Genomic DNA, 24,051 nt, shown 5'->3' on the forward strand with positions numbered 1-24,051 from the left:
ACTGGATGAAAATTGCAAGAGGTAAAGAATTGCTTACATCGGAACAACGACAGGCTCTTATGCAAATTCCTAAAGATGAGCGGGGTCCAGGAACCTACTACACTTTTCTAAACGAGGAGAGAAAAAACGATCTCCGGTATCCCAATTCGCAATAAACTCATATCAAAAGCATCCCAAATTCAATCATACATTGTATGTTGAAACAAATCGGTGCATCTCCATCTTGAAGGGTCCAATTTCTCAGTATTACTTTAGAGAAATTGGCTTTTTTTATTGAAACAACCACTTGACGAAAGAAACAATCTGTTATATATTAAATAAAAATAATAACAACTGTTATAAAACAGTTTAATTCAGGGAGGAATTCTAATGTCAAAGTATCGTGATGGTTATGATTTTTATTGTGAAATGTGTGAGCGCTATGGTTTAGAACCAATTTCATTCCGCTATTATGTGTTACAGTTATCACAGCAGCAACTTTCAGCTTACAACATGCAAGCAAAACAATTAGGTATTTAATAGTTATTGTTATTAAAGGATGTGGTTATTACGGACGTCGACGTGAATATTTTATAAAAAGCCCAGCCATACTAACTTAAATGGACTGGGCTTTTGTATATTTGATAGAAATATCAGACAATTCGTTGACAGAATTAACTATCTGTTATATATTATTTAAAAATATAAATTCTGTTATATAACAAAGGAGTGAGATACATATGTCACACTATAAAGCTGGTTACGAATTTTATCTTCATTCAATCCACCTTTAAAGGTGTGTGATGAATGAGGATGTGGTTCCTTTGCAGTTGGTCTCCAAATGAAGATAAAGCCTCTGGCGGATGTCATGGATTTTGAAAGGAATGAATTGTGCTAGCACAATTCAAAATCCAGACGCAATTACGCCAAGGCGAAATTGATTTAGAGATATGCGAGCAATTTGATTTAGAACCCATTAATTTCTATTATTATGTCAATCAATTATCGCAAGAACAATTAGAGTATTATAACGAGGCTGCACAAATGAAAGGAAGTTATTAGTATGACAGATTATCGAGAAGGCTATGAATTTTATCGACAAATATGTGAGAAACACGATTTAGAGCCAATAAATTTTCACTATTACATTTTAAACTTATCTCATGAGCAATTAAATGCTTACAATGAACGAGCCAAAACATTTGGAGGTCCAATAGAATATGAAGTCTCTTAACTTATAAAATGCCTTACTGCCAGTATGTGACAGTAAGGCATTTTTGTTAGTTTTCGCAAAGAAATTATTCAAGCATCGTAAAAATACAGTAAAATTAAATATTCTAAAGATAAATAGGCTAATTATAATACGTACTATAGCACTAAAGTAATTAAAGTCTTTAAAAACGGGTTTTTTTAGTGAGTTAAAAGACCTCATTTTTTGTCCTTTTTATTGAAAATCCTCAAATGTATATTTGAATGTTTTGATATTTGGGTTGAATTAACTGCTTTTCTCAGACTATAATTAAATTACAGAAAAAAAGGCGATATCCTACAACTATATACCTCGCTAAAATATAAAGCAAAAGTACTAAACTCTTCTTATATTAATGAATGGAGAATGACAATGATGAATATCACGCCTAGTAATATCAATCAAGTTACCTACAGTCTAAAAGAATTACAAGATATTTTTTCAGCGATGAACAGTTCAATCATCGTAGCGATTACAGATCGAACTGGGAAAATCACGTTTGTTAATGATCATTTTTGCAAGATTTCTAAATATACTCGTGAAGAATTATTAGGGCAGGATCACCGTTTACTCAATTCAGGATTTCATCCAAAATCTTTCTTTAGAGAGATGTGGAAAACTATAGGTAAGGGTGAAATGTGGAATGGCGAGGTATGCAATCGCGCAAAGGACGGCGGTCTTTATTGGGTGAAGACAACGATCTTTCCTTTTCTTGATGACTTTGGTAAACCGTATCAATATATTGCTATACGGGTCGATATTACCGCACAAAAGGATTTAAAAAAGATTACCCATATTGCTTATCAAGATGAATTAACAGGGCTACCCAATCGTCGTAAATTAGACCAACGTTTAGAATATGAATTGCATCAATCTCGTTGCACTGGCAAAAAGTTTGCGTTATTTTTCATTGATGTGAATCGTTTTAAAAACATAAACGATGGACTTGGTCATATCATAGGGGATATGTTCTTAGTGGAAATGGCGGAGCGTCTTCGCAACGTTGATTATACATCTAATTCCATCTACCGCCACAATAGTGATGAATTTGTCATGATACTAAATGATGTTGACCGTATTGAGGAGAAGGCCAGGGAAATAATCAACGTCTTTAATGAGAGTTTTATAGTCGATACATATGAATTCTATGCAAGCATTAGTATGGGGATTAGTATTTTCCCAGATCATGCAAACTCCATAGAGGCATTATTGAAGAATGCAGATACCGCCATGTATGCTGCGAAATCTACACGTGGTAATCAATATCGCTTGTACCGACCGAATTTGGATGAAATCAATAATCAATGGCTTTTACTTGAAACAAAATTACATCAAGCGTTAAGAAGAGATAGTTTAGAGTTACATTATCAGCCAAAAATCAATTTAAAAACGAATAAAATGACTGGCATGGAGGCATTACTTCGCTGGTATGATCCTGAACTAGGCCAGATGTCACCAGATCGTTTTATTCCATTTGCTGAGGAATGTAGGCTTATTAATGACATAGGTGTGTGGGTATTAAGAAAAGCATCTGCTCAGGCACGTGCTTGGAATGAGATACATAATTTAAACTTACGAGTAGCTGTAAACATTTCACCGATACATATTAGTACACCAGGATTTGCCGCTATGGTACAAGAAGTGATTGCCGAAACAAAAATTGATCCGCACTTTTTAGAAATTGAAATTACAGAAATGAGTATGCTGGATTATACGGAAGATTTAATTAATACCATTAATCAATTAAGAGCACTTGGTATTACAATTTCAATAGATGATTTCGGAACTGGTTATTCGTCACTGAATTATTTAAAGACATTCCCAGTCGATGTCTTAAAAATAGATCGTGCATTTGTCCAAGATATTGTGCCTGAAAAATCAGGAATTGCTATGATTTCAGCCATGATTTCTCTAGCACATGCCTTAAATCTTCAAGTAGTAGCTGAAGGTGTCGAAGAAGAAGCTGAATTAAATGTGCTACGTGAGCATGGCTGCGATTTCGTTCAGGGCTATTTCTTCAGTAAGCCATTATCGGTAGAAGCCTTTACGCAGTTGATTGTAGATAGCTGTATGTAGTGAATATGGAGGATCTTGTCTTTAATTTTAGACAAGATCCTCTAAGTGTTTATGGATTATTTGGATAATAGTTGGAAGGGTAATTTGACATATACGATTTTAAAAGTCCTGCCAAATATTTCAATTACATTTAGAGATGTCCAATAGCCACTTTTAATCGTAATCACTTCATTCAATAATTTGAAATCAACCAGGTTTGTTTATGTTGTAATTTTATTTTATGATTAATATAAAAATAGGAAAGAAGAAAGAGATGTACTATGCAAGAAACTTTTTTTCAATTATTGGAACAGGCTGGTCCGTTTGCAGTCTTTTTAAGTTTATTCATTAATATAGTAGTGAGTATTATAGGTGTACTACCAAGTGTATTTATTACAGCAGGAAACCTAACAATTTTTGGTCTATATAACGGTTTAATCGTTTCTATTATCGGTGAGGGGTTAGGCGCATTAATTAGCTTTATTTTATATAGAAAAGGGTTAAAGAAATGGAGACATAGTGATTACCAACATCCAGTAATTTTAAAATTAAAGCAGCTTGAGGGATATAATGCATTTTGGGTTATTTTATGCTTAAGAATCCTCCCATTTGTTCCATCTGGTGTTATAACGTTAGGATGTGCATTTTCAAAAGTTTCTCTAGGTATATTTACAGTTGCTAGTACGTTAGGGAAAATACCGTCACTTATTATAGAAGCAAGCGCAATATATGGTTTTATGCAAGTTGATCTTAAGTGGAAATATGTAATCATTATTGTTACCTTGATTCTCTTTCTAATATGGAAGGTAAAGAATAAGTCTTCATATTAAAGTCGAAAGGGAGCACTATTCTAGAAATGAGCATTTTGTGGCTGATCACCATAATATGTATAGAAAGGGGTACCGTCAGTATGGCGGGTGTAAACCAATTAGAACGTGATTTTATCCGTATGCGGCAGTGTGAAGGGATTGAACTGGCTAAGAAAGAAGGAAAGTTTAAAGGTCGGTTAAAGAAGTACCATAAAAATCATGCAGGAATGAATTATGCAGTAAAGCTTTATAAAGAGGGAGAAATGACTGTAAATCAAATTTGTGAAATCACAAATGTTCTAGGTCCTCATTATATAGAAAGCAATCGGAAAGGAACATTTGATGAGATATACCAAAAATCGGAAATATATAATAGAAAATAAATTTCATATAGAGGTGGAATTATATGCCTAAAATTGACAATATGTTAGCAATTCTATGGATGCTTCGTTCAGGTGAAAAAATTACTGCAAAACAAATTTCAGAAAAGTTAGAGATGAATATAAGGACTGTGTATCGTTATATTGATACAATTTCAACAAGTGGCGTACCTATCATTTCAGAACCAGGACATAACGGTGGATACACTTTATTGAACAATTTTATTGAGGCTCCTCTTTTTTTTGATTTTGAAGAGCAAACTTCACTATTTCACGCTGCTGTTTTTGCAGAAGAAGCCGGATATTATGGAGGTGAAGCACTAAATAGGGCCATTTCAAAACTAAGTAAATACTCAAATCAAGAGCAGGAAACAAAGATAAATCAACATTTAACTAGTCTTGAAGTAATAAGTCGATTAAGTTCACCCTCTATGGAACCTTTTTTGAAGGAGTTGGAGCAGGCTGTAGCTGACGGGTACTCAGTAAAAATTCTTTACCATAAAAGTGGCGAAAAGCAATTAAATTATAGATTGGTCGATCCGTACAGAATTATCTATTGGAATAATAAGTGGTATGTGATTGGATTTTGTCATCTTAGGAATGATATCCGTAGTTTTAGAGTAGATCGAATTGAAAGTCTAATGCTAACCGAAAATAAGTTTAACCGGCCAGAAAATTTTTCAGCACGTGACTTTTTTATGAATAACCTCCTTCCAACTATAGAAGATCAGGAAGGGATTACTTATTTGGTTATTAATGGAAATGAAAGTACGCTGAATGATGTTTGCCAACATTGGTTTTTAGGACATTATTTACAAGAACGGACTTCAAATCAAGCAGTTTTTCTTCTTGAAAAAGATATGATACATACATATGTACCTTATTTACTTTTACCGTACAATAAATCTATTAAAGTTATTGAGCCAATAAGTCTTAAGAAAAGACTTATTGAAGTTCTGTCGGAATTAATAAAATTTCATCAAGTATGATAACTTCCCTGACGTTAACTGTCAGGGAAGTTATTTTATAATAGCTATATTAATTGTGATTGGAGTGTTATTGGATGCAAACAAAAAAAGTTTTTCTATATGTATTTAATACAATGTCGGACTGGGAATATGGATATTTAATTGCTGAACTAAACTCAGGAAGATATTTCAAAAAAGATTTAGTGCCTTTAAAAGTAATTACAGTAGGGGCTAATAAAGAAATGATTACTACTATGGGAGGACTGAGCATAAAACCAGATATTTCCCTAGATGAATGTACTCTTGAGAGTAAAGATCTTTTAATTTTACCTGGAGGGACTACTTGGGGAGAAGTTATTCATCAACCAATCATGAAAAAAGTTGGCGAAGCCTTAAAGCTCGGCACTAATGTTGCTGCAATTTGTGGTGCAACTGAGGCTCTTGCGAATATGGGATACTTAGATTCTAGAAAACACACAAGCAATGACTTAGAGTATATTAAAATGGTCTGCCCAAATTATAAAGGCGAAAAATATTATGAGATGAGACCTGCAGTATCTGGTGAGAATTTGGTTACTGCATCAGGAGTAGCTCCTCTGGAATTTGCGATGGAAGTACTGAAAAAATTAGATGTATTTGCACCAGATACATTACATTCATGGTATAACCTAAATAAGACTCATAAACCTGAATACTTCTTCCAGTTAATGAATTCAATAAATAGATGAGCTAAAAAAATCAATTTAGCAGATTTATATTAGTTTAAATAATTACCATGCTCTAGACAATGTCAAAGCATGGTTTTTGAATATAACTTAAAAATGCTTACGGAGTAATGAAAAAGCCCAATTTCTCTATTAATTAACGCTGAATTTTGACTAGTTAGAAGCAATTTTGTCTACAAGGAATAAAAACAATTTTCTGATATTTCCCGAAAAATAATTGATATTATTTAACTGTTTTGCTAAAGTTATATAAAATATCAATTGATGATGTGGCCAAGTAACTAAGAATTGTGAAACAGAGAGTATAGCGTTCGCTGAGAGCTATATCACCGCTTCTTATCTGAAACCTACCACGGAGATGTTATGCAAAACATAACCGAGTCGTTTTCGTTACAAAACGTTTGAGGGTTTTAAGTTTTTCTTAAAACTAAATTCAAGGTGGTACCACGTTTATTCGGCACAAAGACGTCCTTATGTTAGGGACAGCTTTGTGCTTTTTATTTTCTGTAGAAACGGAGGAAAGAACATGACAACACAACAAAATGATTTTTCAAAATGGTACATTGAAACAATCCAAAAGGCAGATTTAATGGATTATACTCCGGTCCGCGGCTGTATCGCATTTAAACCAGACGGCTATGAAATTTGGGAACATATTCAGGAAGAAATGGACCGCCGTTTTAAAGAGACAGGTCACCGCAACGCTTATTTCCCTATGTTAATCCCTGAATCCTTCTTCCAAAAGGAAAAAGATCATATCGAAGGCTTCTCACCTGAACTTCCTTGGGTAACAGAGGCAGCTGGCGAAAAATTAGAAGAACGTTTAGCACTTCGTCCGACATCCGAAACGATGATTGGACATTTATATTCTAATTGGATCAAAAGTTACCGTGATTTGCCGGTCTTAATTAATCAATGGGCCAATGTTTTTCGCTGGGAAAAGAAAACACTTCCGTTCATTCGAACATCTGAATTTTTGTGGCAAGAGGGCCATACAGCGCATGTTGATGAAGAAGATGCACGTAAAGAAACAATGCAAATGTTAACGATTTATAAAGAGGTAGTTGAAGATTTACTTGCAATCCCTGTCTATGATGGACAAAAAACACCTTCTGAGCGTTTTGCAGGCGCAGTTGATACATTTTCTATCGAAGCAATGATGAAAAATGGAAAGGCCGTACAAGCTGGTACTTCTCACTATTTAGGGACAAAATTCGCTGAAGCCTTTGATATAAAATATTTAAATAAAGCCAATCAGCATGAACATGTACACACAACTTCTTGGGGGACTTCCACACGCTTAATTGGTTCTGTCATTATGGTTCACGGTGATGAACAGGGGCTTATTTTACCGCCACGAATTGCACCAACCCAAGTTGTCTTAATACCTGTAGGTCCATGGAAAAAGAACCCTGAAATTATGGAGAAACTAGATGACATCTTCGCAGTCCTTAAAAAGAAGGGAATCCGAGTACATCTAGATGATTCGGACCAATCACCTGGCTTCAAATTTAACGAATGGGAATTAAAAGGTATACCAATTCGTATTGAACTAGGACCTCGTGATTTAGAGAAAAACCAGGCATTGTTAAAAGCACGAGATGAAGATGAGAAGCAATCCATTGACCTGAATGACATTGTTTCAGCAATTGAGCTTGAATTAACAACGATGCAAACGCGTTTATTTGAAAAAGCACGTACATTCCGTGATGAAAACGCTCATACAACGATCGATACACTTCAGGAATTACAGCAGCATATTAACACGTCCAAGGAAAACGGATCTATTCCTGGTTGGATTCTTGCTGGATGGTGTGGAGATGATGCATGCGAGGAAAAAGTGAAAGAAGAGACAAAATATACTTCCCGTAACATTCCATTTAACCCACCAACTACGAAAACTACATGTATTTGCTGTGGCAATGAAGCGAAACATACAGTTTGGTTTGCTCAGGCATACTAAGTTGTCAAATTTTACTTTCATACGCAATTATTCAGCTTTTGTAATATCTCCATATTTACAATCCATATACAGATTATCTGTGGCGGCTGTTATTTTTTCTAACTTTTGTTGTTTAGTCTTGTAAAATTGTTCTAATTGTTTCAATTTCGTCTGAATGATAGGCTGTTTATTAATTTCCTTGATGACTTATCGATGAGTGCTATTTGTGCTTGAATGGCTCGTGATACAACTTCTGTGATGTCCACTATTTTCCCTCTATGTTTGACTACATGAGTAGAACAAACGTTGCAGGTATATTCTTTCAATACTATTTTTGTTTACGACTCGTTTTCCACTGCATTTCTAGCTGGAAATGCAGTGTTTTTATCTTAAATTATCAATGTTTTTTCTATGTTTTCAAAAAAATGCTAGTATGCTAGAATAAAAATAGAACGTATATTCTTTTTTATGGAGGGTGAAAACAATGAGTTATGATTTAATGGTCTTTGATAAAGAGCAAGCTCCAAACAATAAAGAAACATTTTTGCAATGGTATGATGAACAAACAAAATGGGCAGAACCACATGACTACGCAACAATAACAGTTACAACACCAGCATTACAAAAATGGTATCAGGATATGGTGGAACAATTCCCCAATATGAATTTGGTGGATGAGGAATTATTGGATGAGGATGAAGATGACGATTTAGAGAGTCGTTTAACTGATTATAGTATTGGTTATGCCATGATTTACACAGCTTTTGCCTGGTCTGTAGCGGAGGAAGCATATAATACGATGAAGGAGCTTGCAAAAAAGCATGGAGTCGGTTTTTTTGATGTGAGTGGTGAGGGGGAGATTTTCTAAATCATTAAATCGTATGTCGAGAGGTGGATAAGAAATGACAGAAAATCTTATTGCGCAATGGCAAGAGCAAAGAAAGACTTTTGACGCAAATAATACCAAAGCAATTAATGCCATGCATAAGCTAAGGGAGCAAATTCAAAATGCAGAGCCAACAGAGGTAAATTTGCGCATTCTCGTCGAAATTTTCTGCATGTTGCAAATGTATGACGAGGCATACAAAATTTTTACATCCGTCATGGATTTACGCAATAAAAAAGATCAGAGAAAATACGGCTCGATTAAATATTGGATTGACAATCCACAAAATGTAAATCCATTATTGCCACGTGTCGTTCAGGAGGAAGCGAAGATGAAAATACCATTACCAACATTTAAATATATGCCGAATCCAATACAAGCGAATATTTTTAAAACGGGTGAATTAGTTGTTTGCGACTGCTGTAAGCAAGAAGTGGACATTTATTGTACAAAAGGCATTTATGCGATTGAAGAGGTGGAATATCTTTGTCCAAGCTGTATTCATAGTGGGCTGGCTGCGCAAAAATTTGATGGTCAATTTCAACAAGATTTATTAAATTCCGAACTTGTGAAGAATGATGACTATACAGATGAAGTGTTGCATCGAACACCCGGATATATTAGTTGGCAAGGAAATGATTGGGTAGCCCATTGCACGGATTATTGCGCATTTATTGGTTATGTTGGCTGGCAAGAGCTGGTGGAGATGGGCATTACGGAGGAGTTTGAACATTTTAATGGTCATACCAAAGAAGAGCTAGCCGCTACTTTACGTAATAATGGCTCGCATCAAGGTTATCTATTTCAATGCTTAGAATGTCAGCAATACATTCTGTACTCCGACTTTGATTAAATCTAGGTTACATTGGTGAAATATTGGGAAGTTGACCATGGCTCTGAAGAAAATGTACCAGAGCTACTACACTAGTTAGTGGATTGTCCATTTGAAGGAATTCACCAACCCGAAATTTATGCGGATTTTATCGCCATATCGTGAACGTTTTGAGGAAATATTGAAGGAGCTCATGTTATGACAATAGGGGCATTGACTTTGCCGTCTAGTGATGAATTGATGGATATTGATGTGTGCGAATACAATGATGGTCGTGGTTTTGGTGCAGAAATCAGTTACTTGTAGTTTGATAATGAAGAAATTACGATTGTCCTTTTTGTGACGCGATGACAACTTCTGATAAAACAATAATTATGGAATTCTATATCAAAACAATCAAATGGGGGGAAATGAATTTGTCACAGTATATAGAACAGTTTTTGGCGGATGTATGGCGGCAGTTAGAGCACTTTTATCAGCAGGAAAATGACCGAATTAGTAAAATGAAGGACTGGAGCCAACTCCATATAGGGGTTAATCATTATGTAAAGGTGAAATGGACATCAGAAAAATTGAATAAATTACAATGGGGAACCCCTCATTATGGAACGATTTCGATTTATACATATGAGCCATTTAGTTGGCATGACGATGCTTATAGGGTAGCAGCGGGCGATTACATGCAAGAGATAACAGACATCAACCAAATAGAAGAATTATTTTCCGTTTTATGTGCCAAAATGGATGCGGTTTTCCAATCTGATGAATATCATGCGAAGCTTTTTGATTATCGTCTTCAACTTATATTAGAATTTGAGCACGAGGGGCGTGAGCTTTGCTATCAAAAAGAGCTACTAAATAACGACAAATTTACATTAGCGAAACAAACGTTAGCTACTTTTATTGAAACAAAAGTGATGGCTGATTTACCTGTATGTCCTGCTAAGAAAGATGGATTTTTCTTTGCACATTGCCTAGTCAATCCATATTTTTTTCATCAGAGCGTAGCTGATATCGAACCATTAGTGCAACGGTTATTGGAGAAGTATAGCGGGAATGAAGAAAGCTTAAACAAGTGGATATATGATTATACATTGGCATTTAAATCTTGGGCAGAGGAGTATGTTTTATCAGTTTATTTTGAGGAGACAGGAGAATATGAAACGAAATGGATACTAAACTCAGCGGCTAGACCTAAGCAGAAGGAGCTAGAGTTCTTCGTTTATATTGCCTTACAAATCGGACCTAAAGAACCTGATACACGTAAGCAATATCTTGAATTGGCGCAGCAACTTGGCTCACAAGAGGCGGAGGATTATTTACAAAATGGCAGTGATCATTTTGAACATAGAAGGGAAAGTGCGCGCTTTCAAGGAGCAGCCAATGATATTCGAAAATTCATTTCAATTCACATCATTGTTGAGGAAGAAGAGGCCTATCGTGAAGCATTGCATTACATCATCGATTTGTTACAAGCGGGCTTTGTCAAAGGCTATAGCTTACAGTTAGAGAGTCAGGAAGAAAACTATTTACCGATTCAAGGCCTTGCGAAAACTGAGCTGCATCAATTTTTTGCAAATTGCCTTGCGTATCCCAACCTGTTCCCATTGATTGCCGACTATGCAAAAGTGGCAATGGAGGAATATGCATGGTATGAGGACGTGGAGCCTAGCGAGCTATCCGCTATGCCTGGAACATATGCTGTATTTGGTTTAGGGCTTTATAGCGATGCTTATTTCCCCCTTGTGCAAAGCTATATGTCACTTGTTGATTCAGAGCACCAGCTTGTACAAAATAACTATGCAGAAGCTTTTCTTCACATGCACGATCTAGCAGTGGAACGGATGCCTGTACTGATTGACATTTTACTTAGCGCAAATGAGGGGGAGCTCGAGCAGTTAAAAGGAATTCACGTTGATGAACTGGAATTGCTAGCTGAATTGATACTTCAACTGGAGAACAAAGAAGATTACCAACGCAGCTATGTATTATATCAAATTTTTGGCAGTATGGAGGATCTAGCACAGCGCATTGAAAAAGATTCAGCACCAATCCAAGAAATGCTAGAAAAATTAGTAGGTTGGATGGAAGATTACTAATTTGTTAGCTTTCCTTAGTTCTTTAAAGGGTGGGACTTCTCTGTAAGGTAGGAAGTGCAATGTTGAGGAGATGCTAGCTAATATGTCATTTTTATTAGCTGTCATGTTTCAGATGATAATAGATGAAATCAGAACATTGCTTAAATCGAGAGTAAAAGAGCTGTAAGATAGTTAAAATCGCAGTTGCTTTTGATAAAAAATCAGATTTGTTCACCACCTCCGAGTTGGAGAACAATCAAGAAAGAGGTGAATTCTGTTGTTAGATATTAATCAGACTACTGCTTGGATCGATTTGTTGTCCACATATAAAGTCAATCCGAAATATGGCAATCCTGATGTCATTGATCAGTACCTGGATCAGCGGGATGCCGATCCGTTTGATTCACAATGGATGGCTGCACATGGCGACCTGACAGCTATCATTGACAGTAAGTTGGTAACGGATCGAAAGAAGATAGAGATGCTTCAGGATCGCGCCAGTAAGCAAATTTACGAAACAATCATTGGACAGACTAGTCACTCTGACCTAGCCGCCTATGCATCCGATGATGTAAGGCTGATTGTTGGCTACCTAGTGACGGGCCGAGTTAACAGTTTTGCTCTTGAAATGAAGGAAAATTACGAACGCGGCGATTTACCCAATGTTGAAGGGAGTCCTTTTTCATGAGAAAAACTGTACTGGCAGATGTTTCAATCTGCTGGCGCACAGTGATACCCGGCAATATAGGCATAGTTTGTGGCTTGATTTAGAGAAAGAAGGTGTACTTGTCAGTGAAGGTTGGGGTGTAGCGTTTGCTGCATTGCGACTATGGGCACTTGAACTGAGTGATGGACGCGAAATGGCATCTTCTATCTGTTAGAAAAGGAGCCTCAATCATGTATCTAAAATATTCGCCAAGAACGATTGTACCTTTCACTGTCCTTTCGCTACGGGAAAACACTGCTCATGCGGTAGTTACAATAGCAACAACCGCTGTACTGGTAGTTTTTATAGGCAAATTCGACGAAACTATAAGCTTCATTTTATCAACATCCTATGTATTTGAAATAACGGATACTTATAATAGTTGCGTTTGGTCTAAATTTCAAGTGTTAGTAAAAGTAATTAATGGCTAGTGGTGTCACGATGGAAACATCTATATGGATTCCTTTAATTAACATCTGAGATGAAGAAAAAATTTGGGTAGGAACAAGAGTTAGATTATACAATGTAGATCTAACTCTTGTTGAAGATAGCAAAGATGATTACTACGAATACTTAATATCATCTATTTATGACAATGAAACTCACTTACAGCTAACGGTTCACTTTAGAGCTTTATAGATCAAACGAGAACATATGTTTGTTTCTTGATTTGAAGTATAGTATAATTTTTTAATATCTAAGGAAGTGAAAGTATGTTTTATCCGATTGGCAACACAACAATAGATTCTGATAAATATAGAGAAAAATTTGCAAAACGTTATTATCTGCCTTTTATGAAAGAATTGATAGACTTATCCGGATGTTCTTTAAAGGAAGCAAAAGAGTTGATTGATATAGTGATTCATGAGGAAGGCATTATTGTTAGCCAAACATCACAAGAAATACAAGATACTTGTTTAGCTGAATTACAAGATGATTGAGAGAGAGTTGGATTATGCCAAAAAAATTATTGAATATGTTAGAAAAATGGTATGAGGAAAATCAACATGACAAAATTGTAGAAGCGATTGAACAATTGTCTAAGTCAGAGCGAGATTACGAAATAGTAGGTCATTATGGTCGTGCGCTTAATAATGTAGGGCGTTATCATGAAGCGTTATCCCAGTTATGCACAGTAAAAAAACAGGGGCAACAAGATGCGGATTGGCATTGGCGTGTTGGCTATGCTTATTTCTATAGCCAACAATGGCAAGAAGCACTGGCTGCATTTGAAAAAGCAAAGGAATTACAGTTTGATACTAGAACTGAAGAGTATATAGTAGCCTGTCGGAATATTATGAAAAAGTCAGCAAAAGCGCTAGATGATTTCAAGCTTGTACCTTTTCATGAGCGTGATTTCAGTCAATTTTGGGAAAAAAGCGATTATGCGGATAAAAATTATGTAGAAGTATCCCCCACTACCGAAATGATTGCTTCTATAGAAGAGGAACTTGGCTATAAATTGCCAGCAGATTATATTTGGTTTATGCAACAACAGAACGGCGGTATTCCAGTAAACACTTGTTTTCCAACGGCTATGCCGACTTCATGGGCAGAAGATCATGTGGCGATTACAGGGATGATGGGCATTGGTCGCGAAAAGGCTGATAGCTTGTGTGGCAGTTTGGGAAGCAATTTTATGTTGGAAGAATGGGGCTACCCAAATATTGGCGTTGTCATAGCCGATTGCCCGTCAGCAGGTCATGATATCATTATGCTTGATTATCGTACATGTGGTGCAGATGGCGAACCTGCTGTTGTACATGTAGATCAAGAGGCAGATTACTATATTACTTTCCTTGCGCAGAACTTTGCGACTTTTATTGTCGGATTGGTGAATGAGGAAGTATTCGATACATCTGAACAAGATAAACTTGACGATTTGGATATGGTGAAACATGTACCATTCTCTCCTTTGTTACAGTCGTTATGTGAGAAAGCTGGAGAGAGAAATCGGATAGAAGCAGTTATTCGAGGTATTTGTACGCAGATTGTAGAGGACAAAGGCTATTTTGCTTTACATGCAGACGAGATATCCATGCTGATGTATGATATCCAGTTTTGGTTGTACACTGGTGCTAATTCGAAGGTGACGCAAGCTCAATATTTAGCGGATTACAAGAATATCATTGCACTTGCACAAGGTTTCAGTACAGGAGGATATGCCCCAGACTTTGTTTCAAGTTGGTTAAATGAACGCATAGAGCAGGGGGAAATTGTAAGTCAAGAGGGGCTATTAAGTTTTACAACGGATAAGGTAGCTAATCTACATGCTCAAATGATGAATGAAGAACTAAAACCTTTTAGATGGCTAGAACATGATAGTGGAAATATTTCGCTCCTATTAGAAGTAGGCATTTATAAACAGGAGTTGTTTGAAACACGCGCAGATGAAGGATTTCAAGGTAATGGCTACGACTGGTGCTCGCTTGCGGAAATGTATTTGCAAGAGAAGTTGCCAGAGCTAGAAGGCATTGTGCGTTTCGACCCAGAAGCAGATATTTTCTGTGCTTATGCCGACAAAAAAGACGCATTGTTGCGATTCGCTGTTGGATTTAAACAAGCCTGTGAAAATGATGAACTGATATATGAGTTATTTTCTAGGGCAATATTGGATTAATAAAGGGGAAAAGTAACCGATTTTATTTGGATATAGAAGAATAATAGATTTATTGGAGGAATATAAGATGAAAGAAATCATTTTTTTAAAGGGAATGTATCAAGATAGTTATTATCCTACATTTTTAGTTGATAAAATTAAAGAATTATTGGAGCAAATTGTCCGCTATTTAGAGCAAGGTCCCCATTCATTAGAAGATATACAAGTAAAATTTGATGAAATTACACGTGCGATTAATGATTTAGAAGACGAGTTTTTAGAACATGACAGTGAAATTGAAACGGTTGCACGAGATAGTATTGCATTAACTGTTATGGATATATTGGATGTATACAACGTGAAGATTGATATTGAAGACGCATTAAGAGAACGTGAATGGTAGTGAGTTATGTTTAAATAACTGTTACGATGCTACCCATACTCTACATTAAGGCTTTTAAAGAGGGGTTTTTTACTAATTAGAAATTCAAGATAAAGGGGAATGGCCTATGCAAGATATTCGACCAACGTCACGCTGGCGCAATGCGAAAAGAGAAGAAGAGGAAGAATTTACTGCTGGATTGATTGAGAAAGATGACTGTATTTACGCGGAATTGTTTCCAGATAGTTTTATTCATCAGACGGAAATGGTGCTAGAGCAGTATGCAGCATCCATTGCGAAACTGCCAAATCAGCCAGATAGCTATCCTGCCATTATGAAATCTATTGAAACAGCGGTACTTGCCCTAAATGAGATTAATGAGGTAGGTGGAGGCGGATTGATTGAAACTGGCGAACGAGAGGAGCTTTGTGATTATTTTGACCAAGTGCTGATTCAACGTGGAATTGATATTGATGACCTTACTAAAAGTCAGAATCTTGGACGTTATGAGTTAACAGATGATTGGCGTGAGTGGTAATTAGAGGGAGGTGTTCGTTTTGCTTGAATTGACGAGTAACGTATGGGGAAATCTTACAGGACCATATGGCTCTGCAGAGAATGTACCAGTGTTGTTACAGCGATTGAAGCAAGCATACGACCAAGAAACAGTTGATGCGCTTTTTGAAAGCTATTTGTTTCATCAAAATACTATTTATACAGTGACATATGCAGCTGTTCCTTATTTGATGCAGATAGCTTGTTCAACGAATTATCCCGAAGTGCAACATCATTTGTTTATTATCTGCGGTATTATTGAGGCGAGTCGCGGTGATAGTAGCTTTCCGACAGCTTTAAAGATACTTGATGAACATATCGGAGCAAATATTTACAATAGCTATATTGAGGCAATACGTGAGATGGCGTTATTAGGAAAAGATGTGCATACCTACGCAACTACTTTGGATGATAATGTGGAAAAGCGTTATGTTCTCGCCGCAGATGCGACTTATCGAGGAGCGTATAGACTGGCGGATATGCTATTGACGTTTGTGACAGGGGATGAGTATATTGCTATATGTCCACATTGCAAGGAAGATGTATTTTTGTGGGAGGGAGCTACACAGGCATTTGTACAAGACCCTGTTTTCGTCAAGGAACAAGAGGCTCGCAAAGTTGTACCTGCCTCGAAATTTTCAGATATGGAGCAAATATTGTTAGCGGAACAAGCAGTATTGATTGGAGAACACGAACTTGTACATGATTTGCCGTATTTAGCTGGTGAGGTAAACTGTCCTTCTTGTAGTGTAAATATACAAATTTGGTCGGCGCTACTTAAGTAGTAATGAATATATTAAAAATTGAAATGCCAAGAAGAAATGAACTCTATTTTTGTCTCAATACAGTCTCAACAGTGGCGTTGATCCAAATTTTCAACAAAGGGGTGTGTGATTTTGGTCGATGCTTCTTCTATTCATAAAATAACATTTATACTTGGGAATAATGGGTTAATTGACAACCAGAAATACGAGAAGACTCTTTCTTTATCACTTAATGTCTTTGACTATGGTATCTGCAAATTGCGTGATTTCATCAATACAAGGAATATTTCTCAAAGTATCAATTGATATAGTGTGTGATTTTAATGATTATGCGATAGTAAGAAGCATTTTGGTGCATGGATTAAAAACAGCCTTTCTTCCACAAAAGAGTGTGTAATAGTATTACGAAAGTTCGAAATAAAGACAACACTGGAAAGGATGTACAGTTAGATGAAAAAAGCTTTTACATATCAAGACGAAAAATCAAATAAATTTTGGACAATTGATTATTTTGGGATGACAATATGTGTGCATTACGGGAAAAATGGAACGATTGGGAAGTATGAAATGAAAGAATTTGAGTCACAAAAAATTTGTGAAAAAGAAGCCCAAAAGTTAATTGTCAGTAAAATGAAGAAAGGGTATCAAGAAAATCCTACATTTGATTTTGATAATTGTCTTTACTTTGATATAGGGGAATATGGCCCACATCCAAAAACGTCACACCCACGTTTTGTCGCTCATTTCACAGAAGAATTTTATTATGATTGTGGTGATGAAGAAGCACCTTTTGGTAGTGATGAAGGGTCTGATACACTTTATGAAATGGAAGAAGTCATAAGAAAGAAGCGCATCATTGACTTTGCTACTTTCCCGAAACATTTAATAGAGAATATATGGGGAATGCATTATATATCAGTTGACACATTGGATGAAAAAGCTGTACGTGATATCGCAAAAGAGCATGAAATGGATATGATGCAAAGTGACATGATAACTTATGCAACAGCCTTTGGTCAAATTGAAATTACTGGGAAACTAGACTCAGCCTTGAAGAAGAATGCACTTTTAGCATTGAAGCGTTTTGCTATCATGTACTCTGATGGACAATTAACGGCAACGCAGCAGACAATGTATAATGATTTACTTGCGTTTTAAATTGAAGTCTACAATAAATTAGATGGATTATAGCAAGATTGACCCGCATTTGGAGTAAAGAGATGAGAGCGGTTCGCAATGGATAGCTGTAAATTTTTCTATTTTATAGGGGGAGAAGATGATTCCGTTGAAAAATTATCAATTTCACACTTCATTATTTGGAGAATTAGACGTGCCTGTTGATAAAGGGCTTTTTAAAAATTTTACAATTACACTGGCGGGTAAAGAGATTGAGACAAGCCTTGATATTTTTGATGGCATTTTAAATGATGACAATCAAGCAATTGTACAGAAATTTCTTGAGCATATTCCTGAAATGTATCAAAAAGCAAAGTCTACACTTTTTGCTAATTGTCATACTGATTCAGTAATTGCTTATTTTATTCAATATGTGACGGAAGTAATTGATGAAGATGAAGATTATCAAAAATATTTGTTAGAGACTCTCAGTATGGTAGCTGTTGAGGAAATAACAAACGAAGCATTAATTGATGTGTTGGAACCGAGATGTATTCGGATTAGTGCGAATCAACTGCATCAGCTCGATTGTGTTTTTGATTTTTCTCTGGATGAAAATTATAGCGACGAGCTTTTGGTTGTATACTTTGACGAGAATTTTGAGGTATATAGCATTTCTCATGAAAGCTAAATCTTAATTTGAAAAGAAGAAATCAAAAACAGAGAATATTAAAAAACGAAATGATGTAGATTTGCATTAAAGTTGTACCATCTATAAAAAAGTGCGATGAATCCTACAATAGAAATGTAGTGAATTCCTTGATTATAACGAGAAAAATAATTTGGAAACAATGAAAAAGTGAAAAAAGAGAAAAATATACTTCTCGTAACATTCCGTTTCACCCACCAACTACGAAAACTACTTGTATTTGCTGGGGCAATGAAGCTAAGCATACAGTTTGGTTTACTACTAATAATTGAAAAAGTAATACAGCATTAAGCTTGCTTCTTTAATTTAGAGAAGCGGGCTTTTTCTGTTTTTATAAAAAAATAATAGTAGCTCCCATGATAAGGTCGGACTCGACATCTATAGGTTTTGGTTCTTCAATATCAGCAAGGACCCTTTAAATACATTTTCGTATTTATATCGATTATTAATCCTAAAAAACGCAATTTAACCTTAACCTAGATTCATCATTTCTAAAAATTCCAAAAAAGACCAAAATAACATTTGAATTTTTTGAACGCTCATGCTAATTTTAAAATATGAATATAAATAATAATACAAACAATCAAAAAAAACTTAGTTTTATTGAAGCTGCCAGACAAACGCAAATTGTAGAGTGCGCAATCGAGACGATCGCCAGTGTGGGATTTGCACAAGCATCCTTAGCCCAAATTGCCAAACGTGCAGGGATTAGTACGGGCGTGATATCCTACCATTTCAAAAGTAAAGAAGCGTTAATCCGGCAGGTCATTGAAAAGGTGTACACTTCTGGTGAATCTTATATGCGCCCGCTTGTACAATCTGCCACAAGTGCAAGGGATATGTTAAGCGTATATATCGAAAGCAACATTGCCTTTATGTCTGCACATAAAACGTATATGCTCGCTCTATTAGAAATTTGGTCTGGCATCCGGCCTAAAGAAGGAAAGGAGTCATTTGTTTATAGTCTTCAAGAGGCAGCCATTCACGACTTAGAGAAGATTTTCCAATTTGGGCAAATGAACGGAGAATTCCGAGCATTTTCTCCCAGAGTTATGGCGGTAACAATTAGGCAGGCGATTGATGGAGTGCCTCCGCAAATTAGAATGAATCCCGAGCTTGATCTTGATGCTTATGCAAAAGAATTGATCACTTTGTTTAAATTGGCTACCGATAAGAACGTAACGTTGTGAGCATCATCAAAAGCCATCTTAAGGAGGAAAATGGGATGACAGAATGGGATTCAGCCCTTCAGCTACACGGGCTGTGCAAACAATTTGGGAAACAAACCGCAGTTAACAGTGTCAACCTGACTGTGCCTTGCGGTTCATTTTTCGGTTTGGTAGGTCCGAACGGTGCAGGAAAAACGACTCTATTATCTATGGCTGTAGGCCTGCTACGCCCAGACCGTGGAGCGTCGAGAATATTTGGTGCTGATGTTTGGTCAAATCCTTTACATGCTAAGACGTTAGTCGGGGTTCTGCCGGATGGCATGTCATTGCCAGAAAGATTAACCGGGCGTGAACTTTTGACTTATATGGGATTACTGCGTGGACTTGATGCGAAGACGGTTGCCGAGCGTACAGAAGAATTACTTGCGATCTTGGATTTCTGTGACGATGAGCGTACGCTTGTTATCAACTATTCCACTGGAATGAGAAAGAAGATTGGTCTTGCCACGGCCCTTCTACATTCCCCAAAGCTTCTTGTGCTTGACGAACCGTTCGAGGCGGTTGATCCTATTTCTGCATTAACAATTAGAACCATCTTGCAGCAATTTGTTGCCAGTGGTGGTTCTGTCATCTTATCGAGCCATGTCATGGCGTTGGTCGAGCAGTTGTGTGATCATGTTGCTGTTATTGCGAAGGGGAGAGTGGCTGCTTCAGGGCCATTGGATCTGGTGCGTAATGGTAAAAGTCTAGAAGAGGCTTTCGTTCACTTAGTTGGGAAGCGTCCTGAAGAAGGAAAGACACTATCATGGTTAATGTAATGGTTCGAATGAAGCTTTCTTTGCTTCATCACTCGATGAGCGGAGGAAGAGCAATTCTCATGATAATAGGCGGGGTCATCGGTCTATTGCTGGCAGTTTGTACGATTTTACTTGCGATGCTATTTAATAATGATACATCAGCAGATCTTCTCTGTATCGCTTTTGGCCTTTGGATGATTGGTTGGATCATAGGACCTATGTTAGTTGGCGGAGAAGGGACATTAAAAACGGAATACTTCACCTTGCTACCTATTGCCCAACGAAAATTGGCTATAGGGTTACTCGGTGCCTCTTTCATCGGCATCGGACCAATCGTTAGCTTAGTCGCCAGTTTCGCTCTCATTATTTATGCAGCAAGACTTGGCTTTTGGGCTGTTATCGTTGCTGTACCTGCGATGTTGTTGCAACTGGCAATCATCATGCTGATGTCCAAAGTGGTGATGGGGGCGATTGGGGAGGCATCGAAATCCCGTCTAGGTTTGGAATTCGGAGCGCTAATCATTGGAGCCGTCATAGCTTTTCTTAATGTAGGTTGGTATTTACTTCCGAAAATTAACCTATTAGTAGAGAGACCATCACCAGCAATTTCCTTGGTGGCACGAATATTGCCAACTGGCTGGGCGTTGGTTGCGATTGAAGCTGTAAATCAATCCAATTACTTTTCAGCTATAGGTGTACTCTGTGGTTTGGCTTTATTGTGTGGTTTGCTATTCATTGTATGGGCAAGAATGCTGTCAGCGAGCACAAAGAATGAGGCTCGTATAAATCAAGATGGCAGAAATAAATCAATGTTTCTTACTTGTGCCAACATTCTAACGCCAAAAATCTCCAAAATCGGGGTAGTTGTTCTGAAGGAACTGAATACTTGGATTCGGGATCCACAGCGAGGTCGATTGTTGCGAATGGGGCTATGGACGGGGTTATTCTATGGATTATTCGCATCGTTGGGCAGCGTTACTTTATTAATGCCCTGGACCGGCGTAGTCCTCGTAATGTTTACTTGCATATTCTCGAACAATCTTTATGGGTTTGATGGCGGTGCACTGTGGATGACTATTACGACACCGGGTTCAGAACGAATCGATGTACGAGGCCGACAGATTGCATGGTTATTAATTGTAGCACCAGCTTCGATTATAATATCTCTCTTATTCCTTTATTTCAGCAAGTTGGACTGGGCATGGGTATGGGTTTTTGCTTTGCTTCCATCACTACTTGGTGGAGGGGCGGGACTAATCTTGTTCCTCTCAGTTTACAAAATCATACCTGTGACAGACCCACATCGACGCGGACGCGGAACCATTGTCTCTGGTGATGACATGAACGCAGGAGAATTATTGTTAACCAATTTATTGTTGTTGGTATTGCTGCTTTTTGCTTCGATTCCTACATTAATCATAGTGACCTTAGGAACGTTGCTACATCAAAACTGGCTGAAATGGACCGGTGTACCTATGGGAGTGTGTACCGGCCTACTCATTGCTTGGTATTTCGGACGCTTGGCATACCGTCGTTTGGAAACTCATGGTCCAGATATCCTTTCTTTCATGCAGTGTGGCGGAATCGTTCAATCCACTGATATCAAAGTAGCTCAAACAGAGGAGTCATCCACTAAACTATCTGCAGGCAAGACCGTTTTGGTAGGACTACTCGTTACGATGGGGATTATCTTCACGTTGCCACAGGGGATTGTGCCCATTATACTCAAGCTTTTAGATGTAAAGGTACGAAGTTGGTTTATTGCCTTATATCTTCAAGATAACATTCAATTACCTGTATGCATCTTCTTCATTCTAGCTGGTGTGAGTGCTCTGATTATGACTAGAATAATAATGAGGAAACGATGAAACAGCCAAAGAAAAGCCAAAATATACTTCCAGCAGCATTCTGTATAATCCACCAACTACTTGTATTGGCTGTGGAAATGGAGCAAAACATACAATTTGGTAAAAGCATACTAATATCCAAACACCCTCTTAGAAATCAAATAAGAGGGTGTTTATCAATTCATAGTGTTTGACCATTATCAATTGTAAAAACTTGGCCGGTCGCTGATTTTTGAGTCAATTGAAATAAAATAGCCTCTGCAATATCATCTGGTGTTTAAATTCTTTTCAGTGGTAAGTAACCTATTGACTATCTCATCGATATTATAGGTGGATCCTATTTTTACACCATTTTAATTAAAGAAGAGCAGATATCGGCAGATGTTTGGTTAGAACGAATTAAACCAATTATCATGAATGGCATTCACCTAAGAAATAGAAAAGACTTCGATTTATATTTCTTGAAAGAAGTTTTGAGGTCCTGAGAAAAAGAAGTAAGATTTCTCTTGAGTTTATCAACCTAAGATGATGCATGGAAATGAAGGAGATGGCGAATCAATCATAAACTACATGAACAAAAGTATAAAACGAATGCCATTATCACAAAATAAAAATTGACTGGACACTAAATGGTGTCATATAATTAAGACACCATTTAGTGTCCAATTTAAAAGGGAGAGGGGATTTTGAGCGAGAAATATCAAGAGCGTGATGTTTATGCAGCGATTGCTGACCCAACAAGACGTCAATTAATACGTTTGTTGTCGGATGTAGAAGAATTACCTCTTCACGAATTAACGGCTCAATTTCAAATGGGTCGTACAGCAGTTTCTAAGCATCTGGCTATCCTTAAAGATGCTGATCTCGTAATGGCTCGAAGGGTTGGTAGGGAAACGAGGTATCGCTTAAATGCCACACCGTTGAAAGAAATTCAAGATTGGGTATCGCATTACGAAGGATTTTGGAAAGAAAGAATGGCTAAATTAAATCTATTATTGGAGGAAAAAAAATGAAAGCAGATGTATCTTTAGATTATCAATTCACAAGTTCAATCGAGCAGGTTTGGGAGGCATTAACGGATTCAGACACACTTGAAAAATGGATATGGAAAAATGACTTTAAACCAGTCGTAGGGCATAAATTTCAATTCCGAGCAGAGCCAAATGAATGGTGGGATGGAATTGTCAATTGCGAGGTGCTTAAAGTGGAAGAACCTCATACATTATCTTACACTTGGGCAAGTGCTGGAGAAACCACTACTGTTACATGGACATTGACACAAGGCGCAGATGGAACTACTAATCTACACCTAGATCAAACTGGATTCAGTGAAGCAACGAAAGCCCGCCAAGGAGCAATCGAGGGAGCTAAATATGCTTGGACTAACATGGGGACTCAGCTTGAAAAAGTGTTAGCAGCATTGTAATTATTTTATAAATGAACAATTGGACGCTTTTCGGAACACGAAAAGCGTCATTTTTGTCGATTCGTAAACAAAGCAAAT

Annotated in this window: 25 protein-coding genes, 3 pseudogenes and 1 other annotated feature; of the genes and pseudogenes, 27 read left to right on the forward strand and 1 reads right to left on the reverse strand. The window is 37.1% G+C overall.

Going from position 1 to position 24,051, the window contains the following annotated elements; all coding sequences use genetic code 11:
- Positions 1-5: 5 nt before the first annotated feature.
- From QUF91_RS28130 to QUF91_RS14080, 25 genes and pseudogenes are all read left to right on the forward strand, one after another.
- Positions 6-224, forward strand: a pseudogene (locus QUF91_RS28130) (hypothetical protein); the annotation flags it as partial.
- A gap of 145 nt (positions 225-369) precedes the next feature.
- Positions 370-519 carry a transcriptional regulator gene (locus QUF91_RS13965; RefSeq protein WP_274797201.1) on the forward strand — a complete coding sequence of 50 codons (150 nt, stop codon included), beginning with the start codon at positions 370-372 and terminating at the stop codon, positions 517-519.
- Positions 520-870: 351 nt separating this feature from the next.
- The gene (locus QUF91_RS13970) at positions 871-1,041 is read left to right on the forward strand and encodes a transcriptional regulator (RefSeq protein WP_289418149.1); all 171 of its coding nucleotides are present in this window, start codon (positions 871-873) and stop codon (positions 1,039-1,041) included.
- 1 nt (position 1,042) lies between these two features.
- Positions 1,043-1,213: a transcriptional regulator gene (locus tag QUF91_RS13975; protein WP_285397522.1), complete on the forward strand. Its 171-nt coding sequence runs from the start codon at positions 1,043-1,045 to the stop codon at positions 1,211-1,213.
- A gap of 387 nt (positions 1,214-1,600) precedes the next feature.
- Complete coding sequence (locus tag QUF91_RS13980; RefSeq protein ID WP_289418151.1) at positions 1,601-3,304, forward strand: putative bifunctional diguanylate cyclase/phosphodiesterase; 1,704 nt, start codon at positions 1,601-1,603, stop codon at positions 3,302-3,304.
- A gap of 260 nt (positions 3,305-3,564) precedes the next feature.
- Positions 3,565-4,113 carry a TVP38/TMEM64 family protein gene (locus QUF91_RS13985; RefSeq protein WP_289418152.1) on the forward strand — a complete coding sequence of 183 codons (549 nt, stop codon included), beginning with the start codon at positions 3,565-3,567 and terminating at the stop codon, positions 4,111-4,113.
- An 80-nt stretch (positions 4,114-4,193) separates the two neighbouring features.
- Positions 4,194-4,435: pseudogene (locus QUF91_RS13990) on the forward strand (helix-turn-helix domain-containing protein); the annotation flags it as partial.
- A 63-nt stretch (positions 4,436-4,498) separates the two neighbouring features.
- On the forward strand, positions 4,499-5,461 hold the full coding sequence (locus QUF91_RS13995; protein WP_285397525.1) for a helix-turn-helix transcriptional regulator: 963 nt from the start codon (positions 4,499-4,501) through the stop codon (positions 5,459-5,461).
- A 74-nt stretch (positions 5,462-5,535) separates the two neighbouring features.
- On the forward strand, positions 5,536-6,168 hold the full coding sequence (locus tag QUF91_RS14000) for a type 1 glutamine amidotransferase family protein (RefSeq protein ID WP_289418153.1): 633 nt from the start codon (positions 5,536-5,538) through the stop codon (positions 6,166-6,168).
- A gap of 252 nt (positions 6,169-6,420) precedes the next feature.
- Positions 6,421-6,641, forward strand: a binding site (T-box leader).
- Between the two features lie 50 nt (positions 6,642-6,691).
- Positions 6,692-8,128, forward strand: a complete 1,437-nt coding sequence (gene proS, locus QUF91_RS14005; protein WP_289418154.1) for a proline--tRNA ligase — start codon at positions 6,692-6,694, stop codon at positions 8,126-8,128.
- 463 nt (positions 8,129-8,591) lie between these two features.
- Positions 8,592-8,975, forward strand: coding sequence for a hypothetical protein (locus tag QUF91_RS14010; protein ID WP_285397528.1), 384 nt, complete (start codon positions 8,592-8,594; stop codon positions 8,973-8,975).
- Between the two features lie 34 nt (positions 8,976-9,009).
- Positions 9,010-9,846, forward strand: coding sequence for a CbrC family protein (locus tag QUF91_RS14015; RefSeq protein WP_289418156.1), 837 nt, complete (start codon positions 9,010-9,012; stop codon positions 9,844-9,846).
- Positions 9,847-10,241: 395 nt separating this feature from the next.
- Positions 10,242-11,924, forward strand: coding sequence for a DUF6138 family protein (locus QUF91_RS14020; protein ID WP_289418157.1), 1,683 nt, complete (start codon positions 10,242-10,244; stop codon positions 11,922-11,924).
- Between the two features lie 256 nt (positions 11,925-12,180).
- Positions 12,181-12,591 carry a hypothetical protein gene (locus QUF91_RS14025; protein WP_289418158.1) on the forward strand — a complete coding sequence of 137 codons (411 nt, stop codon included), beginning with the start codon at positions 12,181-12,183 and terminating at the stop codon, positions 12,589-12,591.
- Positions 12,592-12,658: 67 nt separating this feature from the next.
- The gene (locus QUF91_RS14030; RefSeq protein ID WP_289418159.1) at positions 12,659-12,784 is read left to right on the forward strand and encodes a hypothetical protein; all 126 of its coding nucleotides are present in this window, start codon (positions 12,659-12,661) and stop codon (positions 12,782-12,784) included.
- A gap of 538 nt (positions 12,785-13,322) precedes the next feature.
- Entirely contained in the window at positions 13,323-13,550 is a 228-nt protein-coding gene (locus QUF91_RS14035) for a hypothetical protein (RefSeq protein WP_285397534.1), read from the forward strand.
- Between the two features lie 14 nt (positions 13,551-13,564).
- On the forward strand, positions 13,565-15,229 hold the full coding sequence (locus QUF91_RS14040) for an Imm51 family immunity protein (protein ID WP_285397535.1): 1,665 nt from the start codon (positions 13,565-13,567) through the stop codon (positions 15,227-15,229).
- 67 nt (positions 15,230-15,296) lie between these two features.
- Positions 15,297-15,611: a DUF5713 family protein gene (locus QUF91_RS14045; RefSeq protein WP_285397536.1), complete on the forward strand. Its 315-nt coding sequence runs from the start codon at positions 15,297-15,299 to the stop codon at positions 15,609-15,611.
- Positions 15,612-15,717: 106 nt separating this feature from the next.
- On the forward strand, positions 15,718-16,128 hold the full coding sequence (locus tag QUF91_RS14050) for a hypothetical protein (protein ID WP_285397537.1): 411 nt from the start codon (positions 15,718-15,720) through the stop codon (positions 16,126-16,128).
- A 19-nt stretch (positions 16,129-16,147) separates the two neighbouring features.
- Positions 16,148-16,930, forward strand: coding sequence for a hypothetical protein (locus tag QUF91_RS14055; protein ID WP_289418160.1), 783 nt, complete (start codon positions 16,148-16,150; stop codon positions 16,928-16,930).
- Between the two features lie 429 nt (positions 16,931-17,359).
- Positions 17,360-18,067 carry a WGR domain-containing protein gene (locus QUF91_RS14060; protein WP_289418162.1) on the forward strand — a complete coding sequence of 236 codons (708 nt, stop codon included), beginning with the start codon at positions 17,360-17,362 and terminating at the stop codon, positions 18,065-18,067.
- Positions 18,068-18,185: 118 nt separating this feature from the next.
- Positions 18,186-18,716: a DUF2004 domain-containing protein gene (locus QUF91_RS14065; RefSeq protein WP_289418163.1), complete on the forward strand. Its 531-nt coding sequence runs from the start codon at positions 18,186-18,188 to the stop codon at positions 18,714-18,716.
- Positions 18,717-19,291: 575 nt separating this feature from the next.
- A complete protein-coding gene (locus QUF91_RS14070) occupies positions 19,292-19,924 on the forward strand; it encodes a TetR/AcrR family transcriptional regulator (protein ID WP_285397541.1) in 633 nt (210 codons plus the stop codon).
- A 35-nt stretch (positions 19,925-19,959) separates the two neighbouring features.
- Entirely contained in the window at positions 19,960-20,721 is a 762-nt protein-coding gene (locus QUF91_RS14075; RefSeq protein ID WP_289418164.1) for an ABC transporter ATP-binding protein, read from the forward strand.
- The gene (locus QUF91_RS14080; protein ID WP_289418165.1) at positions 20,709-22,568 is read left to right on the forward strand and encodes a hypothetical protein; all 1,860 of its coding nucleotides are present in this window, start codon (positions 20,709-20,711) and stop codon (positions 22,566-22,568) included. Before QUF91_RS14075 ends, QUF91_RS14080 begins: the two co-directional genes overlap by 13 nt.
- A 160-nt stretch (positions 22,569-22,728) precedes the next feature.
- Here QUF91_RS14080 and QUF91_RS14085 read toward each other — a convergent pair.
- Positions 22,729-22,851 (reverse strand): annotated as a pseudogene (locus QUF91_RS14085) (3-ketoacyl-ACP reductase); the annotation flags it as partial.
- Between the two features lie 382 nt (positions 22,852-23,233).
- Here QUF91_RS14085 and QUF91_RS14090 point away from each other — a divergent pair.
- Positions 23,234-23,560, forward strand: a complete 327-nt coding sequence (locus QUF91_RS14090) for an ArsR/SmtB family transcription factor (protein WP_285397544.1) — start codon at positions 23,234-23,236, stop codon at positions 23,558-23,560.
- Entirely contained in the window at positions 23,557-23,973 is a 417-nt protein-coding gene (locus QUF91_RS14095) for an SRPBCC family protein (RefSeq protein WP_285397545.1), read from the forward strand. Before QUF91_RS14090 ends, QUF91_RS14095 begins: the two co-directional genes overlap by 4 nt.
- Positions 23,974-24,051: the final 78 nt, after the last annotated feature.

This window comes from Lysinibacillus sp. G4S2 (genome assembly GCF_030348505.1).
Taxonomy (GTDB): Bacteria; Bacillota; Bacilli; order Bacillales_A; family Planococcaceae; genus Lysinibacillus.